This window comes from Pseudomonas sp. GV047, from assembly GCF_003058245.1.
GTDB classification, from domain to species: Bacteria; Pseudomonadota; Gammaproteobacteria; order Pseudomonadales; family Pseudomonadaceae; genus Aquipseudomonas; species Aquipseudomonas marginalis.
Genome location: NZ_QCWA01000002.1, coordinates 40,527 through 58,754 on the forward strand (window position 1 = coordinate 40,527; position 18,228 = coordinate 58,754).

Annotated in this window: 18 protein-coding genes; 11 read left to right on the top strand and 7 right to left on the bottom strand. The window is 63.1% G+C overall.

Translation table 11 applies throughout. From position 1 onward, the window contains the following. Positions 1-9 precede the first annotated feature (9 nt). The 9 genes from gspG to C8K58_RS05420 are packed head-to-tail and all read left to right on the top strand — an operon-like array spanning position 10 to position 7,965. A complete protein-coding gene (gspG, locus tag C8K58_RS05380) occupies positions 10-441 on the top strand; it encodes a type II secretion system major pseudopilin GspG (protein WP_074847788.1) in 432 nt (143 codons plus the stop codon). Between the two features lies 1 nt (position 442). Beyond that, positions 443-907: a transglycosylase SLT domain-containing protein gene (locus C8K58_RS05385; RefSeq protein ID WP_108573341.1), complete on the top strand. Its 465-nt coding sequence runs from the start codon at positions 443-445 to the stop codon at positions 905-907. Then, positions 904-2,088 carry a type II secretion system F family protein gene (locus tag C8K58_RS05390; protein WP_108573343.1) on the top strand — a complete coding sequence of 395 codons (1,185 nt, stop codon included), beginning with the start codon at positions 904-906 and terminating at the stop codon, positions 2,086-2,088. Before C8K58_RS05385 ends, C8K58_RS05390 begins: the two co-directional genes overlap by 4 nt. A 4-nt stretch (positions 2,089-2,092) precedes the next feature. Then, entirely contained in the window at positions 2,093-3,730 is a 1,638-nt protein-coding gene (locus C8K58_RS05395) for a GspE/PulE family protein (RefSeq protein ID WP_108573345.1), read from the top strand. Next, positions 3,711-4,436 carry a hypothetical protein gene (locus C8K58_RS05400; RefSeq protein ID WP_256592518.1) on the top strand — a complete coding sequence of 242 codons (726 nt, stop codon included), beginning with the start codon at positions 3,711-3,713 and terminating at the stop codon, positions 4,434-4,436. Before C8K58_RS05395 ends, C8K58_RS05400 begins: the two co-directional genes overlap by 20 nt. Next, positions 4,433-4,990: a hypothetical protein gene (locus tag C8K58_RS05405; protein ID WP_166655291.1), complete on the top strand. Its 558-nt coding sequence runs from the start codon at positions 4,433-4,435 to the stop codon at positions 4,988-4,990. Before C8K58_RS05400 ends, C8K58_RS05405 begins: the two co-directional genes overlap by 4 nt. A gap of 6 nt (positions 4,991-4,996) precedes the next feature. After that, positions 4,997-5,533, top strand: coding sequence for a hypothetical protein (locus C8K58_RS05410; RefSeq protein ID WP_092355598.1), 537 nt, complete (start codon positions 4,997-4,999; stop codon positions 5,531-5,533). After that, positions 5,530-6,021 (top strand): hypothetical protein, encoded by a 492-nt coding sequence (locus C8K58_RS05415; protein ID WP_027605996.1) that lies wholly within the window; start codon positions 5,530-5,532, stop codon positions 6,019-6,021. The genes C8K58_RS05410 and C8K58_RS05415 overlap by 4 nt, the downstream gene beginning before the upstream one ends. An 18-nt stretch (positions 6,022-6,039) precedes the next feature. Beyond that, complete coding sequence (locus tag C8K58_RS05420) at positions 6,040-7,965, top strand: secretin N-terminal domain-containing protein (RefSeq protein ID WP_092355604.1); 1,926 nt, start codon at positions 6,040-6,042, stop codon at positions 7,963-7,965. A 119-nt stretch (positions 7,966-8,084) separates the two neighbouring features. Here the strand turns inward: C8K58_RS05420 and C8K58_RS05425 are convergent, their stop codons facing one another. The 6 genes from C8K58_RS05425 to C8K58_RS05450 form a co-directional block, all read right to left on the bottom strand. Continuing rightward, the gene (locus C8K58_RS05425; protein ID WP_108573349.1) at positions 8,085-8,855 is read right to left on the bottom strand and encodes an electron transfer flavoprotein subunit beta; all 771 of its coding nucleotides are present in this window, start codon (positions 8,853-8,855) and stop codon (positions 8,085-8,087) included. A 10-nt stretch (positions 8,856-8,865) separates the two neighbouring features. Further along, positions 8,866-10,086: an electron transfer flavoprotein subunit alpha/FixB family protein gene (locus C8K58_RS05430; protein ID WP_092355610.1), complete on the bottom strand. Its 1,221-nt coding sequence runs from the start codon at positions 10,084-10,086 to the stop codon at positions 8,866-8,868. Continuing rightward, positions 10,086-12,029 carry a dimethylglycine demethylation protein DgcB gene (gene dgcB / locus C8K58_RS05435; protein ID WP_027606000.1) on the bottom strand — a complete coding sequence of 648 codons (1,944 nt, stop codon included), beginning with the start codon at positions 12,027-12,029 and terminating at the stop codon, positions 10,086-10,088. Before dgcB ends, C8K58_RS05430 begins: the two co-directional genes overlap by 1 nt. A gap of 156 nt (positions 12,030-12,185) precedes the next feature. Then, positions 12,186-14,246: a dimethylglycine demethylation protein DgcA gene (dgcA, locus tag C8K58_RS05440; RefSeq protein ID WP_027606001.1), complete on the bottom strand. Its 2,061-nt coding sequence runs from the start codon at positions 14,244-14,246 to the stop codon at positions 12,186-12,188. A gap of 15 nt (positions 14,247-14,261) precedes the next feature. After that, positions 14,262-14,792, bottom strand: a complete 531-nt coding sequence (locus tag C8K58_RS05445) for a DUF5943 domain-containing protein (protein WP_027606002.1) — start codon at positions 14,790-14,792, stop codon at positions 14,262-14,264. Positions 14,793-14,844: 52 nt separating this feature from the next. Continuing rightward, on the bottom strand, positions 14,845-15,822 hold the full coding sequence (locus C8K58_RS05450; RefSeq protein ID WP_010207105.1) for a dipeptidase: 978 nt from the start codon (positions 15,820-15,822) through the stop codon (positions 14,845-14,847). Positions 15,823-16,043: 221 nt separating this feature from the next. On the opposite strand from C8K58_RS05450, the gene C8K58_RS05455 reads away from it, so the two are divergent. Together C8K58_RS05455 and C8K58_RS05460 are read left to right on the top strand one after the other, a co-directional pair. After that, the gene (locus tag C8K58_RS05455) at positions 16,044-16,445 is read left to right on the top strand and encodes a lysozyme inhibitor LprI family protein (RefSeq protein WP_027606004.1); all 402 of its coding nucleotides are present in this window, start codon (positions 16,044-16,046) and stop codon (positions 16,443-16,445) included. 40 nt (positions 16,446-16,485) lie between these two features. Next, positions 16,486-16,902 carry a DUF3010 family protein gene (locus tag C8K58_RS05460; protein ID WP_027606005.1) on the top strand — a complete coding sequence of 139 codons (417 nt, stop codon included), beginning with the start codon at positions 16,486-16,488 and terminating at the stop codon, positions 16,900-16,902. Positions 16,903-17,021: 119 nt separating this feature from the next. Here C8K58_RS05460 and C8K58_RS05465 read toward each other — a convergent pair whose 3' ends face one another. After that, positions 17,022-18,200 (bottom strand): AAA family ATPase, encoded by a 1,179-nt coding sequence (locus C8K58_RS05465; RefSeq protein ID WP_108573351.1) that lies wholly within the window; start codon positions 18,198-18,200, stop codon positions 17,022-17,024. Between the last annotated feature and the right edge of the window lie 28 nt (positions 18,201-18,228).

Below are 18,228 nucleotides of genomic sequence, written 5' to 3' on the forward strand. Positions count from 1 at the left end.
GGTATTTCCATGCGTATTCACTCATTTATCCACAGCCCCCAGCGTGCCTTCACCTTGCTGGAGCTGCTGGTCGTCCTGCTGATCATCGCCCTGCTCGCCGGCTACGTCGGCCCGAAGATGTTCGACCGCCTGGAACTGGCCAAGGTACAAACCGCCCAGGGCCAGATGAAAGCCCTTGCCGATGCCTTGAACCAGTACCGCCTGGACAACGGCAACTACCCCGACGAAACCCTTGGCCTCGACGCCCTCACCACCCGGCCCGCCAACGCCAGCCATTGGCAGGGCCCCTATGTGAAGACGCTGCCGCCAGACCCTTGGGGCAACCCGTATCTCTACAAGAACCCCGGTACACCGCCCAACGATGCGGAGATCATCTGCCTGGGCCGTGACGGCAAGGCCGGCGGGGTGAATACCTACGCCGACATTGTGTACGGCCTGTGACATGCACACGCTGCGGCGGGTCCTGATACTGCTGTGCCTCACGGGTACCGCACAGGCCAACTGCTGGCAACTGGCAGCCAGCCGCTACCACGTCGACCCGCTGTTGCTGTACGCCATCGCCAAGGTCGAATCCGGCCTCAACCCCAGCGCACGCAACCTCAACAGCGATGGCAGCCAGGATATCGGCTTGATGCAAATCAACAGCCGCCACTTGCCCGCACTGGCCCGGTTCGGCATCACCGAGCAGCACTTGATCACCCAGCCCTGCACCAGCGTCATGGTGGGCGCGTGGATTCTTGCCGGGTTTATTCGCGAGCAGGGTTATGGCTGGCAGGCCGTGGGCGCCTATAACGCCGGGGCCAAGCCGGACCGGGAAGCACGGCGCTCACGCTACGCCCTGGCGGTGTGGCGTTACTACGCGGTGTTGTTGCAACAGCGCCAACAACGGGCGGGGCAAATACCATGATCGACGTTGACGTGCGCATCATCCGTGACGGCCATGTGCAGACCCTGCGCCTGCAAGCCGTTGACGTCGCCCAGGCGCGCCAGCAACTGCAGGCCGACGGCGCCCAGGTCATCTCGCTGAAAGCCCGCCGCCCACTCAAACTCCCCAGCCGCCGCAGTACGTTCGCCCTCGGCCTGTTTATCCAGGAGCTGGTAGTCCTGCTCGATGCCGGCCTGGTGCTGGTGGAAGCCGTGGAGACCCTGCGCGACAAGGCGCCCGCCGGCATCAACCGGCAGGTCATGAGCGAGCTGCTCGCCTCGATGTATGAGGGCAACTCGCTGTCCAGGGCGATGCTGCTCAAGCCGCAGACCTTCCCGCCGCTGTTGATTGCCACGGTGGCGTCCTCGGAACACAGCGGCCAATTGGCCGTGGCCCTGCGCCGTTACCATCATTTTGAAGCCCACCTGGCAACCGTGAAGAAGCGCGTCAGCGGCGCCCTGATGTACCCCTTGGTGGTACTCAGCGTTGGCGCGTTGATCCTGCTGTTCCTGCTGTTCTTCGTGATCCCGCGCTTTGCCTCGGTGTTCGACGCCGTGGCCGACCTGCCGGCCACGGCACGCTTTATGGTGTGGTGGGGCGCACTGGTAGACGCGCACGGCATGGAGTTGTTGCTTGGCCTGGTGCTGGCGATTGCCGCGCTGGTGCTGTTGTTGCGCAGCGCCGGCTTCAAGCGCCGCATCGCCCAGCTGTTCTGGAAGATCCCCAGCCTGGGCGCCCAGCGCACGCTGTTTATCCTCGCGCGCTTTTATCGCACCGCCGGCATGTTGCTGATGGGCGGCATGCCGGTGGTTACTGCGGTGGAGCTGTCCGGTGCGCTGCTGCCCGTGGAACACCAGGCGGACCTGCGCCAGGCCATGACCGACATCCAGGCCGGCCAGCCACTGTCCACTGCCCTCGCCCGCCATCGATTGACCACCGCCGTCGCCGAACGCCTGCTACGCGTGGGTGAACAAAGCGGCGAGCTGGCGGCGATGTGCGAGCGCATCGCGCAGTTCCACGATGAAGCGCTGGAGCGTGCCATCGAGCTGTTCAGCAAGGTCTTCGAGCCCTTGTTGATGCTGGTGGTGGGCGGGCTGATCGGCCTGATCGTGTTCATGCTGTACATGCCGATTTTCGAACTGGCGGGCTCCATCCAGGGGTAGTGCGATGAGCGAACAGACACGGCAATGGCAGGCCCTTGCAGAGCAACGCGGGCTGAGCTTGTCCAATTACCTGCTGGAGGTGCTGGAGAAGGCGCCCGACCAATTAAGCACGATCGCCCAGCCCCTGGGCCTGCTTGCCATCCCCCCGGAAAACCTCAGTGAACACTGGCGCTTCGACCTGCTGGCACTGCCCCAGGCGCTGATCCATAACGTGCTGCCGGTGGATAACCACGGCCAGCCGTGCCTGGTACTGGGAGACCCTTTCACCCTGGCCAGCCGGCACTGGCTGCAATCCTCGAAAACCTTGCGTCAACTGCCCCTGGCCATGAGCCTGCCCGGCGCGGTCAAGGCCCAGTTGAGCCTGGCCGAAGCCAGCCAACGGGTGATGCAACCTTTCGGTGAGGACGACGAGCATGCCCGCGTCGGCCAGGCCGCCCAGGAAATTTCCCTGAGCAGCATCGCCCGCGACGACAACCCGGTGGTGCGCCTGGTCAACTCCATGCTGTTCGATGCCCTGCAAAGCCGCGCCAGCGATGTCCATGTGGAAACCACCCCCCAGGGCCTGGTGATCAAGTACCGCATCGACGGCGTGTTGCAGCAGATGGGCCAGGCCAGCGGCATGGACATGGCCGAGCAGGCACTGTCGCGGATCAAGGTGTTGTCGGAGCTGGATATCGGCGAGCGGCGGGTGCCCCAGGACGGGCGTTTCAAGATGAAAATCCAGGGTCGCGAAGTGGACTTTCGCGTGTCGATCATGCCCAGCATCCACGGTGAAGATGCGGTGCTGCGGATTCTCGACAAGTCCCAGCGCGGCGAGTCCCTGAGCCTGGAAACCCTGGGGTTGAACGCCGAGACCATCGCGCGCATCCGTGTATTGGCCGGCGAACCCTATGGCATGTTGCTGGTGACCGGCCCCACCGGCAGCGGCAAATCCACCACGCTGTATGCCGCCCTGTCGGAGACCAATACCGGCGAGAAAAAGATCATCACCATCGAAGACCCGGTGGAATACGAACTGCCCGGGGTCCTGCAAATCCCGGTGAACGACAAGAAGGGCCTGACCTTTGCCCGTGGCCTGCGCTCGATCCTGCGCCACGACCCGGACACCATCCTGGTGGGGGAAATACGCGACGGTGAAACGGCCGGCATTGCGGTGCAGGCAGCGTTGACCGGGCACCTGGTGCTGTCGTCGGTACACGCCAACAGCGCGTTCAGTGTGCTGGAGCGCTTTACCTACATGGACGTGGATCCGGCCAGCTTTGTCGAAGCCCTTAACGGCGTGGTCGCCCAGCGCCTGGTGCGGCGCATCTGCCCGGACTGCGGCACGGATGCCGCCCCCGACCCCGAGATCACCCAGCTCGCCCAACTCGCCGAGGCTCAACTCCAACAGGGTCACTACCGCGTGGGCAAAGGCTGCGAGGCCTGCCGTCACACCGGCTATCGCGGCCGACTCGCCCTGGCCGAAGTGCTGACACTGACCGACAGCATCAAGGAGGGCCTGCTCAACCGCAGTTCGGCCTCCACCCTGCGCGAACTGGCCCGTGAAGCCGGCCACGTGTTTATCCGCGACATCGCCCTGGCCCACGCCGCCCAGGGCGACACCACGCTCAAGGAGATCCACCGTGTCATTTCCCTTTATTGAGCATGTGGTGTGGCTGCACAGCGACGGCGCCGAATGGGCCGCACGACCGCGCTGGCGCGGTGCAGCAGTATCGCGTGCGCAACAGGCTGGCGAACCATTGGCCGCCTGTGCCGAACTGCTGGAACAGGCGCCGCGCGGCCGCGTCGGGTTTCTGGACCCGGCCACGGTGCTGCTGGGCTTCCCCCATGTGCACTACCTGATGCTGGCGTGGCAAACCGGTTTGTACAGCCAGGCCGACTGGCAAGGCTTGGCCGAAGTGACCTTCAACCAACAGGCAGGCATCGACCCCGGACAGTGGCAAGTGCAAGTCGCCAACAGCACCTTTGGAGATGAACGCCTGGCGGTCGCGACGCCACGGAATTTGCTGCAAGACCTGCGGGAGTTGTTCAAGCAACAGCACCTGCCGCTGGTGACATGCACGCCATTGTTGACGGCCGTGGCCCAACGGTATTGGCAGCAATTGCCTGACGATTGCGTGCTGGCGGTACCTGAGGCGCGAGGTCTCAGTTGCCTTTACCGGCAACGGGGTGTGGCTCAACAAGTCTGCGTGCTGCAAACCCCACCCGGCAGCCACTTGAGCGACAACCTGTTCACCGCCGACCTGCTGGCGCAACGGCACGCGGCGGCCACATGGGTCGTCGCCAATCACCCCACTGAACATTGGCTGGGGCCACTGCATCCCTGGCTGGGGGAGCCGTTGGCATGATCGCTCAGCTGAAATCACAACTCGCCGGTGCCTGGCGACAGCGGCAGGCGCCGGGCGTCGACTTCCTGCACCCCAACGCCGTCTATCGGCCGCTGGTGAGTGGGTTGTGGCTGGTCGCCGCCGGGCTTGTCTTCGTCACCTGGCAACACTGGCAGCGCATGGAGCATCAGCAACAACAGACCGACGCACTGGAGCAGCGCTTTATCGAATTGACACGTCGCCAGGAGCAATTGATCCAGGCCGCCATTCGCTTGTCACCCCAGCAGAAACAACAACTGGCCGCCTTTTCCCGACAGCAGGACACGCCCTTCGCGCTGATGGACGCCGTGGCCCGGGCCTGGTCCGCGGAAGTCGCGCTGACGCGCGTGGAGGTCGACACCCAGGCCCGGCTGATTCACTTGGAGTTGGAAGCCAAGGTGCTGGGGGATGCCTTTCGCTTTGTCGAACGGCTCAAGGCCCAGCCAGGGGTGCACGTGAACCTGCAACAAAGCGCACGCAAGGCCAATGACCCGCAACACCCGGTGCAGGTCAAACTTGCGGTTGGTGCAGGGTAGTCGCCCATGGACGCACTGACCCGCCACCTCCCGCGCGTGCGCTGGCACTTGATGCAATGGCAACAGCGCCTGGGCTTTTGGGGGCTGCTGGCATTAGGGCTGATGGCGGCAACGTTGCTGATCGAAGTCACAGTGATTCATCCGGCAGGCATTGCCGACAGCCTGCGGCGCCAGGAACTGGAGGCCGGTATCGCCGAGCAGCCCCAGGATGTGCAGGTGACCGAACCGGCCGTGGTCGAACGCCTGCCCAGTGCACAGGACTTCGCCCCACGCCTGGAAAAGCTGCTGGACGTCCTCACCCGGCGCGGCTTTATCATCGAACAGACCACCCTGGCCTACTCCGCGCCCGGCGACACCGGGCTGCAACGGCTGGACGTGGACATTCCCCTCGTCGGCCCCTACGCCTTGCTGCGCGATGCCCTGGACGACGTCGCCAACGAGCCGGCCGTACGCATCGAACGCCTGGCCCTGGAGCGCAAGGAAATCACCAGCGGCATGTTGAACATCAGCCTCAAGGTGAGTGTGCTGGGGGTGGTGGAATGACGCTGCCGCTGTATCTGCGCGTGCTGTTGTTGCTGACCTTGATCGGCTGCGGCTGGCTGTTCTGGCAGGACACTGCGGACACTCCCACGCCCTCGCCGGTGCCAGTGATCGCCCGCCCTGTACAGGTGCCCTCGGCACCGGTCGCAGCACCTGCGCCGGCGGTGGCCGAAGCCATCGACCTGTTCCCCGCCCAGACCTGGACACCTGCACCGCCGCCCATACCGGTCGACACCTCAGCGCCCAAGCCACCGCCCCTGCCCTTCACCGTGAGCGCGCAATGGCGCTACGAGAACCAGGCGAAAATCGTCGTGCTCAGCGGCAATGGCAGCCAGTACACCCTGTGCAACCGTTGCTCGGTACCCGGGCGCATCGTGCCCGGCAAGATGCTCGACGCGCACTACCGGCTGGACAAACTCACCGACACCGCCGTGGTGCTGACCTACATGCCCCTCAAGCATGTCAGCACCTTGCGGCTGGACACCCACTGACCGGCGCAGGACACGATCATGGCCATACGCACGTGGATACCCTTGAGCCTGGCCGTGGCCCTGCTCAGCGCCTGCCAGACCCAACGGGCGATCAAGGAGAGCGACGAGTTGCGCCAGAAGGGCGACATCATCCGTTCGGTCGAAGTGCTGCAAGCCGAAGCCAGACAGGCCCCCGACGATGTGCAACTGCGCACCGCCAACTTCAGCAAGCTGGAATTGCTGGTGGCCCAATACAGCCGCGAAGCCAGCACCGCGCTGATGCGTGGCGACGATGCCGCTGCCATCCGCGCCCTGGAAACCATCCTCAAATACGACCCCAGCAACCTCGGCGCGCGCCAGGAAATCCAGAGCATCCAGGCGATGAAACAACTGCGCCCGCAACTGGCCCAGGCCTACGAAATGAAGCGTTCCAACCCGGTGGAAGCCCTCAACCTGGTGCGCCGGATCATCGCGCAAAAGCCCAACTACCGAGAGGCCCTGGACTTTCGCAATGCCCTGACCCGTGAACTGGTGAGCGCCGATTACCTCAGCGCCGACCTCTCCGAGGCCATGCGCAAACCCCTGAGCCTGGAGTTCAGCGCCCAAAGCCTGACCACGATTTTCGAGACCATTGCGCGCCTGTCGGGGGTCAACTTCGTCATCGACAAGGACGTCAATCCCAGTGCCTCGGCGAGCATGACCGCGAGCCGAACCACCGCCGAAGACGCGCTGAACCTGCTGCTGACCACCCAGGGGCTGGACAAGAAGGTCCTCAACGCCAACACCATCCTGGTTTACCCCCGCCGCCCGGACAAGGAACGGGAATACCGCGAGTTGGCCGTGCGCACCTTCTACCTCAGCCATGGCGACCCCAAGGTCATCGCCGCCGAGATCAAACAGGTGCTCAAGCCCAAGGAGGTGCTGGTGGACGAACGCCTGAACGCGGTGATCGTGCGCGATGGACTGGACACCCTGAGCGCGGTGGAAAAACTGGTGGAAGCCATTGATATCGCACAATCGGAAGTGACCATCGACATCCAGGTGCTGGAGGTCAGCCTGACCGACGAGTTGAACCTGGGCATCCAGTACCCGGAGAGCATCGGCCTGTCCGTGGGCAACCTGGCCAACGTGCCTGCCGGGCTGGCAGGCATCCCGCTCAGCGCATTGCGCGGGATCAATGGCGACAACATCCTGCTCGACGCGGGCAGTACCTCGGCGCGCATCAATATGCTGCAACGCAGCGGCAACACCGTGACCCTGGCCAACCCCAGGGTGCGGGTGCGCAACCGCGAAGAAGCCCAGGTAAACATCGGCGACAAGATCCCCGTGGTGACCACCACCACCGCCAACCAGATCACCACCTCGTCGGTGTCCTACCAGGACGTCGGGCTGCAGATTACGGTCAAGCCGAATATCAGCCTGAGCGATGAGGTGAACCTGGAGCTGAACGTGGAAATGAGCCATATCACCAAGCGTATTCCCGGCTCGGAAAACGTACCGGCCACCTTCGAACTCGGCTCACGGGCCACCAAGACCCTGCTGACCGCGCGCAACAATGAAACCCAGATCGTCTCGGGGCTGATCCGCACGGCGGACGTCGACGAGGGCTCGGGTTTGCCGTGGTTGAGCCAGATCCCGTGGATCGGCAAAAAGCTGTTCGGCACCAACCAGAATACCCAGCAGAAGACTGAGATCATTCTGCTGCTGACCCCGAGGATCGAACGCAACCTGGACCTGCCGATTGCCCAGATCAGTACCTTCCACAGCGGCACCGAGGCGCGCAGTTCGACCCAGGGCATGATCCTGCGCGACACCACCGACAAAATGATCCTCAAGCCGATTGGCGGCGACCCCACGCCGGCGCTGCCACCGCCGATGCAACAGCCGGATGCCACCTGGCAACCCCTGCCGCCACCGCTGCCGGATCTGGTGCCCAAGCCTGCGCCCGAACCTGCGCCCCAATGAAGATCCAATGTGGGAGGGGGCTTGCCCCCGATTGCAATGTGTCAGTCTCAGTATCTTTAACTGAAGCACCGCTATCGGGGGCAAGCCCCCTCCCACATTTGTTTTGCAGTGTTGGTGGGTTAGCGCACGACGCCTTCTTCTATGAGCAACTTGAAGATTGCCTGGGCACCTTCCTCGGCGCTCACACCCTTGAGCACCTGCCCACCGCCGCCACTGGCCTTGGCGGTGGCGGCTTTCATGCGGTCGGCGCCGCTCTTGGCCTTGATCACCTTGAGGCGCTTGGGCCGGGGCTTGGCCGGTTGCAACAGCGCGCTGGCGAATAACTCATCGTCTTCAACCTCGACCTCATGGGCCGCCAGCTCACCGCGCTGTGCCGGGCCGTAGGCACTCTGCCGAGGCTTGGGCGCGGCGTTGTCCACCGTCGCCAGGAATGGCAGGCGCACCTTCAAGCGCCTGCGCTGCCCACGGGGCAAGGCTTGCAGCACATGGGCTACGCCGCCGTCGATGGACTCCACCTCGGCCAGCCCGACAATCAGCGGCCAGCCCAATTGCTCCGCCAACAGGAACGGCAACATGCCCGAGCCTTCACCGGTTTCGGCCTGGCTGCCGGCAAGCACCACCTGGGCACCGGCGTGGCGCAGGTACTCGCCGAGCACCGGCAACGCATCGCTGCCCTCCGGTTGTTCCAGCACGTGCAACTGTGGCAGGCCCATGCCCAGGTAGCTGCGCAAGGTCGGTTCGGCGATATTGCCGGCGTGCAGCACCTGCAACTTATCCCCAGCCACCTGCAGACCCAGTTCGACGGCGCGCGCATCCTGTTCGGCGCGGCGTGGCCGGCCGGAGGTGGGGTGGGCGCCGATGGACACCAGGCTGATTACATTCGTGGTCATGGTCATGTCCTCAAGCCGCATCGCGCTTGGCGCCGTTGCGGTAGGCCTCGACCGCAGCGATCAAGGCTTGCAGAATCGCGGCGCTTTCGCCGATCACCGACAGGTCGGCACGCTTGATCATGTCGCAGCCCGGGTCGAGGTTGATCGCCACCACCTTGTCGCAGGCGCCAATGCCTTGCAGGTGCTGGATCGCCCCGGAAATCCCCACGGCCACATACACCCGCGCCGTCACCCAGGTACCGCTGGCGCCGACCTGGCGATCACGCGCCATGAAGCCATCGTCCACCGCCACCCGCGAGGCGCCTTCGGTGGCCCCCAATGCCGCGGCGGTCTGGTGGAACAGCGCCCAGTCCTTCACGCCGTTGCCGCCGGAGAAGATAAATTCGGCCTCGGCCATGGGAATCGCCGCCGGGTCCACCGCCACCGCGCCGAGATCCTCGATACGCGGCAGGCTGCGCGCCAGGCTTGTGGATAACTCCACGGGCAGCACTTCATGGCGTGTGTCGCTGACCGGATCGGCGCATTCGGCGGCGGCCAGAATCAGGCGTGGCAGCGGCCGCGCCAAGTCTTCCCGGCCCGCACCGGCGCGGCCGATGCACTCATCGCCCTTGATCTGCCAGACGCGAGTGGCCGGGCGTTCCTTGAGGCTGGCGGCAAAGCGCCGACCCAACTCGCCGCCACCACTGCGGCTGTCGGGCAGCAACCAGTGGCGCGGGTTGAACTGGTTATCCACAGCGCGCAAACCCTGCACGCGTTGCTCCGGTGAATAACCGTCGAATTCGTGGCCGTCGAGCACCAGCAGGCGATCGACACCGGCCGTGGCAAACGCGCTTTCCTTGTGTTCGCCAAACACCACCACCAGCACCGCGCCGTCGTTGCCGGCGAGTTGCCGCGCCAGGCCGAGCAGGTCGCGGTCGTGGCTGCTCAAGCGGCCACCGACCATGTCCGGCACTACGTTGATGTAGAACGCAGGCGCAGGCACCTGATGCAGCGGCAACTGCACTTCAATCGCCGCCGTACGCTTGGCCGCACCGCCCTGCTGGGCACCGCTGCGGTCGATGCGCTTGATGCCGTTGGGGCCGATAAAACCGACACCATGCACGTTCTTGCGGATGACGCCGTTAGGCCCCATCCAACTGTGTTGCAGCGGCTGCATCGCCGCATGCAGCGGGTGCAGGCGGTTGCGGGCGATCCATTCGGCCCGTGGGTCGCGGCGGATAATGTCGCTCATCAGTGCACCTCCGCAGGTTCACGCTTGTTGGGAGCTTTGGCCGGTGCGACGTCTTCCAGCAATGCATCGGCCACCAGCTCGGCGATGTCCTTGATCAACGGGCGCGGTTCAACCACACCTTCGAGCATCGCCGTGCATTGCGGGCAACCGACCGCTACCAGTTCGGCGCCGGTCTCGCGGATGTCTTCCATGCGCATATCGGGGATACGTTGCTTGCCGGGGATGTCGGTAATCGGCGCGCCGCCACCGCCGCCGCAGCAGCGTGAGCGGAAACCCGAACGTTGCATCTCCTTGACCTCGATGCCCAAGGCACGCAGCACTTGGCGCGGCGCCTCGTACTCACCGTTGTAGCGGCCCAGGTAGCACGGGTCGTGGTAGGTCACGCTGTTGCCTTTGTGCTGGCCCAGGTTCAGCGCGCCTTCGCCGATCAGCTCGGCCATGAAGGTGCTGTGGTGCTGCACAAGATAGTTGCCGTTGAAGGCGCCGTATTCGTTTTTCAGCACATGGAAGCTGTGGGGATCGCAGGTGACGATGCGCTTGAAGCTGTACTTGGCCAGCGTCTGGATATTGCGCGAGGCCAGCAGCTGGAACGTTGCTTCATCGCCCAGGCGCCGTGCGACGTCACCGCTGTCGCGCTCTTCCAGGCCCAGTACGGCGAAGTCGACCTTGGCCGCCTTGAGCACTTTGACGAACGCCCGCAGGGTGCGCTGGTTGCGCATGTCGAAGGCACCGTCGCCGACCCAGAACACCACGTCGGCACTGCCTTTTTCGCTGAGCAACGGCAGGTTCAAGTCCGCCGCCCAGTTCAGGCGACCGCCCGGCGCAAAGCCGCCGGGGTTGTCAGTGGCGATCAGGTTTTCCAGGACTTCGGCGCCCTTGTTCGGGGTCGCGCCTTTTTCCAGGGTGAGGTAGCGGCGCATGTCGACGATGGCGTCGACGTGCTCGATCATCATCGGGCACTCTTCCACGCAGGCGCGGCAGGTGGTGCACGACCACAGGGTCTCGGCGTCCACCAGGCCGTTGACGATCGGCTGGTGCGGGTTACCGCTGTGCTCGCCAATCGGTTTACCTGGATAAGGGCTGCCGGCGAACTTGGCATCGGTGCCGCCGGCCAGGCCGACCACCATGTCCTGGATCAGCTTTTTCGGGTTCAGCGGCTGGCCGGCGGCGAAGGCCGGGCACGCCGCTTCGCACTTGCCGCACTGCACGCAGGCGTCGAAACCGAGCAGTTGGTTCCAGGTGAAATCCTTGGGTTTTTCCACGCCCAGGGGGGCGCTCTTGTCGCTCAGGTCCAGGGGTTTCAAACCAGTGGAACGACCACCGCCAAAGCGTTCGGCGCGACGGTGCCAGGCCAGGTGCAGGGCACCGGCGAAGGCGTGTTTCATCGGGCCGCCCCAGGTCATGCCGAAGAACATCTCGGACACGCCCCACAGCACACCCACACTCAGCAGCGCGGCCAGCAGCCAGCCACCGAAGTCGGCGGGCAGGATCCCCGCCACCGGCAGCGTCACCAGGAAGAAACTCACCGAGAACGCCATCAGGCTTTTCGGCAGGCGCATCCACGGGCCCTTGGACAGGCGCGACGGTGGATTGCGCCGCCGCAGGTAAACGAAGGTGGCGCCGACAAACATCAACACTGACGCCAGCAGCAAGGCGTAGCCGAGGATACGGTTATGCAGGCCGAAGCCGTGCACCAGGATTGCCAGCAGCGCCGACAGCACAAAGCCCAGGGCCGTGGCGACGTGGGTGTTGGCGATGTATTTGTCGCGGGCGACCACGTGGTGCAGGTCGACCATGTAGCGCTTGGGCATGGCCAGCAGGCCGCCCAGCAGGTCGACCTTGGAGGCTCGGCCGCGGCGCCACATGTTCACACGGCGCAGGGCGCCGAGGACGGCAAGGCCCAGGGCGGTAAATAAGAGAATAGGCAGCAAGGTGTTCAACATGGTGAAGCTCCCACAGACCGCACAGGTCTACTGTGAAACTGGCCCGAATGTGGGAGGGGGCTTGCTCCCGATGGCGGACTGTCAGTTGGTACAGTTGTCGCTGAACCACCGCTATCGGGGGCAAGCCCCCTCCCACATTTGACCGCGTTCACCTCATCAAAAGTCTTTGCACAGGCGCAGGGCGTCGTAGATGGCAGCGTGGGTATTGCGCTGCGCCACACAGTCACCGATGCGGAACAGCAAGTACCCCTCGCCCGTCTCGCTCAGGCACGGCTGCGGCTTGATCGCGAACAGGGCTTCGACGTCGATCTGGCCCTTGTTGCGCGAACCTTCCTTGAGCCCGTAGTAAATGGCTTCGTCCGGACGCACGCCGTTTTCCACCACCACCTGGTCCACTACCCGCTCCTCTTTGGCGCCGGTGTATTCGTTCTCCAGCACCGCCACCAGCTTGTCGCCCTCGCGGTAGACCTTTTCCAGCATCATGTCGCCGGTCATGATCACTTCTTTGGGGTACATGCTGCGGTAGTAGGTCGGGAACGACGTACCGCCGATGGCTACGCCCGGCTTGATGTCATCGGTGACGATTTCCACCTGGCAGCCTTTGTCGGCCAGGAAGTCCGCCACCGACATGCCGGTGAATTCGCAAATGGTGTCGTACACCAACACGTTCTTGCCCGGTGCGACCTTGCCGTCGAGCACGTCCCAGCTGCTCACCACCAGGCCTTCGGCGGCACCCCAGTGTTCGTTCTGTTCGATAAACGGATGCCCGCCGACCGCCAGCACCACCACGTCCGGACGCAGGTCCAGGATGGTCTCGGCATCGGCGGCCACGCCCAGGCGCAGGTCGACTTTCAAACGCGCCAGCTCCAGCTGGAACCAGCGGGTGATACCGGCGATCTGGTCGCGTTGCGGCGCCTTGGAGGCGGTGGTGATTTGCCCGCCGATAAATTCTTTCTTCTCGAACAGGGTCACGTCGTGGCCACGTTCGGCGGCCACCCGCGCGGCTTCCATCCCGGCAGGGCCGGCACCGACCACCACCACCTTGCGTTTCGGCCCGGTGGACTTCTCGATGATATGCGGCACGCCCATGTACTCACGGGACGTCGCGGCGTTCTGGATGCACAGCACATCCAGGCCCTGGTACTGGCGGTCGATGCAATAGTTGGCGCCGACGCACTGTTTGATCTGGTCGATCTGGCCCATCTTGATCTTGGCGATCAGGTGCGGGTCGGCGATGTGCGCACGGGTCATGCCGACCATGTCCACATAGCCGCCTTCGAGGATGCGCGTGGCCTGGTTCGGGTCCTTGATGTTCTGTGCGTGCAGCACCGGGACCTTGACCACTTCCTTGATACCGGCCGCCAGGTGCAGGAACGGCTCCGGCGGATAGCTCATGTTGGGGATCACGTTGGCCAGGGTGTTGTGGGTGTCGCAACCCGAGCCCACCACGCCGATGAAATCGAGCATGCCGGTGTCGTCGTAATACTTGGCGATCTGCTTCATGTCCTCGTGGGACAGGCCGTCCGGATGAAACTCGTCACCGCACAGGCGCATGCCCACGCAGAAGTCGTCACCGACTTCGGCACGCACGGCCTTCAACACTTCGAGGCCGAACTTCATGCGGCCTTCGAAGGTGCCGCCCCACTCGTCGGTACGCTTGTTGACCCGTGGGCTCCAGAACTGGTCGATCATGTGCTGGTGCACGGCGGACAGTTCCACACCGTCCAGGCCACCGGCCTTGGCACGCCGCGCGGCCTGGGCATAGTTGCCGATCACGCGCCAGATTTCTTCCGGCTCGATGGTCTTGCAGGTGGCGCGGTGCACCGGCTCGCGCACGCCGGACGGCGACATCAGGGTCGGCCAGTTAAAGCCATCCCAACGGGAGCGACGGCCCATGTGGGTAATCTGGATCATGATCTTGGCGCCATGCTTATGCATGGCATCCGCCAGGTTCTGGAAGTGCGGGATGATGCGGTCGGTGGACAGGTTCACCGAGCTCCACCATTCCTGGGGGCTGTCGATGGCGACCACCGAGGAACCGCCGCAGATCGCCAGGCCGATACCGCCCTTGGCTTTCTCTTCGTAGTACTTCACATAGCGGTCGGTGGTCATGCCGCCGTCGGTGGCATACACCTCGGCGTGGGCGGTACTGAGCACGCGGTTGCGGATGGTCAGTTTGCCGATCTGGATCGGCTGGAACATTGCTTCGAAAGCCATGGCACGGTCCTCGGCTTACAACGGCTTGACGGTGAACAAGCCGTCATCGTGGCCCTCTTCGGAGCCTCCGTAGACTTGTTCGGCCACGGTGCGGATCTGGCTGCCACGGGCTTGCAGAATCTGGTCCATGGCGCCGGCAAACCAGCCGGTGAACATGTAGTCGACCTTGCGCCCGACCTTGCCGTACACATAGACGAAGGCCGAGTGTTCGAGCTTGACGCTGGCGGTGCCTTTATCCAGGTCGATGTCCTGGATCTTGAACAGGCCCCAGCCGCGTTGCGACAGGCGCTTCATGTAGTGCTCGAACACCGCGACGCCTTCCAGGCCATGGCATTCAGCTTCTTTCTCGCACCAGTGCCAGGCGGATTTGTAGCCGGCCTTGTAGAGGATCTCGGCGTAGGCCTCGGCGCCCAGCACTTCTTCGATGCCCATGTGGTTGTTGACGAAGAAATGACGCGGCACGTACAGCATCGGCAGGGCGTCGGACGTCCAGACACCGGTTTCGCTGTCGACTTCAATAGGCAATTGCGGGGCGATCTTGGCCATGGAAACTTAACTCCAGAAAAATTCGTTGTGATGTTGCCCGTGGGTGCTTGGCTTATTCGCCCCAAACGTCCTTCAAGACGTTGACCCAGTTCTCGCCCATGATCTTGCGCACCACACGCTCGGGGTGGCCGCGCTTGAGCAGGGTCTCTGTCAGGTTGGGGAACTCGCCGACGGTGCGGATGCCCAGCGGGTTGATGATCTTGCCGAAGCTGGTCAGGCGGCGGGCGTAGCCCTTGTCATGGGTCAGCATTTCAAAGAAATCCTGGCCATGGCCCTGGGTGAAGTCGGTGCCGATGCCGATGGCGTCCTCGCCGACGATATTCATGGTGTATTCGATGGCTTCGGCGTAGTCGTCGATGGTCGAATCGATGCCCTTGGCCAGGAACGGCGCGAACATGGTCACGCCGACAAAACCGCCGTGGTCGGCGATGAACTTCAGCTCTTCATCGGACTTGTTGCGCGGGTGTTCTTTAAGGCCGGACGGCAGGCAGTGGGAGTAGCACACCGGTTTTTTCGATTCGAGGATGACTTCTTCGCTGGTCTTGGAGCCGACGTGGGACAGGTCGCACATGATGCCGACGCGGTTCATCTCGGCGACGATCTCGCGCCCGAAGCCCGACAGGCCGCCGTCGCGCTCGTAGCAACCGGTGCCGACCAGGTTCTGGGTGTTGTAGCACATCTGCACCACACCGACGCCGAGCTGCTTGAAGATCTCCACATACCCGAGCTGGTCTTCAAATGCATGGGCGTTCTGGAAGCCGAAGATGATGCCGGTCTTGCCCTGTTCCTTGGCCTTGCGGATGTCGGCCGTGGTTTTCACCGGGATCACCAGGTCGCTGTTCTCGCGGATCAGGGTCTGGCTGGCGACGATGTTGTTGATCGTGGCCTGGAACCCTTCCCACACCGACACGGTGCAGTTCGCGGCGGTGAGGCCACCTTTGCGCATGTCCTCGAACAGGTCGCGGTTCCACTTGGCAATGATCAGCCCGTCGATAACGATGCTGTCGGCGTGCAATTCGGCTGGGCTCATCAGGCGTCCCCTTATTTTGGCGATTCATGCGCCGAATCGTCTGCCGGCGCTTTGGGGCCAGCATATGCCCAGGGGCCGACCGAGCCGGGTGCAAAAACGACAGGGGAATTGCCGAAAGCGTCAATCCACGACAAAGGCTGTTATGAGTGGTCTGACTGGCGGCTGTTATTTGTCTTACGCTTGAGCCAGAATTCCCGCATCACCTGATATGAGACGGCGCAATGAAATCGATTTTCCTGGCTTTGGCACTCATCGCAACCGGCGTCCACGCGGCCGAAGACACCGACAGCACGCCGTGCGATGGCATCGAAAACGACAAGCAAACCCTGGAATGCGCCACCTATAACAAAACCACTGCCGAGCAATTGCTCAAGGATAATTATCAAGGCCTGCTGGAACGCATGCATTCCACCTATGGCAGCGACAAGACCAAGCTCGCCGACATTACCGCTCGTCTGAAGGATGCCCAGCAGAAATGGGAAAAACTGCGTGACGCCGACTGCGCGGTGGACACCTTCCCGGCAGTGACCGGCACCAAAGCCTATGCGATTGCGCAAAATGACTGCCTGGCGCGGATGAGTGATGAGCGGTCGGAGTTTTTGGAGTCGATTGGGCAGGAATAAGCGACAATCCCGCCACTTTCTCTTTGAACCAAGGCCCTTCATGACTATCTGTGGCATCGAAATCAAAGGCAGCGAAGCCATCATCGCTGTCGCCTCCCTGGACAACCAGGCGCTGGGCCACGTCGCCCTGGCTACCAAGAAAATCGCCCTTGAAGACGATGATGAAGCGGCCAACGTCAAAGCCTTTGCCGCCCAGGTGAAGGCCTTCGTGCAGGCCAACGCCGTCACTCGCATCGCGATCAAGAAGCGCAGCAAAAAAGGCGAATTCGCCGGTGGCCCGACCACGTTCAAGATTGAAGGGGTGTTTCAATTGCTGGAGGGGGTTGAGGTGACGTTGCTGTCGCCGCAGACCATCAATGCGCAGAACAAGAAGCACAACTTTGAACTGCCGGCGACGTTGAACAAATATCAGCATGAGGCCTTCAAGGCGGCGTGTTCGGCACTGCTGAAGAAGTAAGCTACACCACAATCCTATGTGGGAGGGGGCTTGCCCCCGATAGCGGTGAGTCAGCCAAAGCTGTATCAACTGACAGTCCGTCATCGGGAGCAAGCCCCCACATTAGATGTGGGGTGTTTTCAGCGGGGTGTATGGCGCTTGTGCCGCAGCCAATCCCCGAACGACTTGTCTTCCAGGGCATAACCACCGCGGCCCGACTTCCACACCAACTCCTTGTCGCGCAAGGCATCGATGCAGGCCTGGACGGTCTGGGTACCCGGCACCACGTCACTGCCCATGGCTTCCAGCGCCTTGCTGACAGCCGTGAGGGTGCTGTCGGTGAAGGGCGCGAAGGGTTCGTTGTTCTGGGAGCGCTCCACCATCACCTCCAGCACGGCGCGCTGCGGGATGGTCAGGGCGTTCCAGGCGCTTTCGAACTCGGTCCATACACCCGCGCGCAGCAGTTCGGCGCGACTGTGCAGCAATTGGCCCAGATTGCTCGCCTCGCCCAGTTCCAACGCGACTTCACCGATGATCGTGCGCAACATCTCGGGACGCCGGCCTACCAGCTCAAACGCCTCATCAATATCAGCCGCGTTGAACTGGTTGGTCTCGGCCAGGTGCGCGTTGAGGTGCACAGTGTAGGCTTGGGTGAACTCTTTACCCAGCAGCGGAAACGGCGTGATGCTGGAACCGAAGAACGGCTGGCTTTTACCCAATACCAAATGGGCGAGTTTGTCGCGATTGGAACCGGTAAACACCAGGCGCAAGCCGCTGCCCTCTTCGTCACGGCCCTGGTTGAGCTGATCCCGGGCAGCCTTCAACGCGAACATCGCATTGATACCCGACTCGGTGGTCAAGGCGTGCTGCGCTTCGTCAATCACCAGCACAACGGGTTTTTCTGCAGCACTGTGGAGCAATTCCAGGGCTTGGGTCAGCGTCGCACCGACAGGCAATTGTGGCTGGGTAAAGTCCCAGGAGAGCGTCCGCAGAAAGCTCAGTTTCTCGATGCCAATATTCTTGGCCAGTTTGCGGATGCCCTTTTCATAGGGAACCAGGGCAGCCGCAATAGCACTGGCAATCAACTCCGCAGGATCTTTCTCCTTGTCAGCCCAGAGATCCACATACACCGCCAGCCAGCCCCGGAGCTGACATTCCGGAATCAGGTCTTCGCGCAGGAAAGTGCTTTTGCCGGTGCGACGGGGCGCCGCGAGGAACAGGCCAGAGGTGAAATCCTGAATACCGGCGCCCACCAGGCCATCGGCAATACTGCTTGCCAGGGCGGGGCGACGGAACACGAAGCCGCTGTGCTTGGACATGGATTTATACTCAATTATGAAAACAACT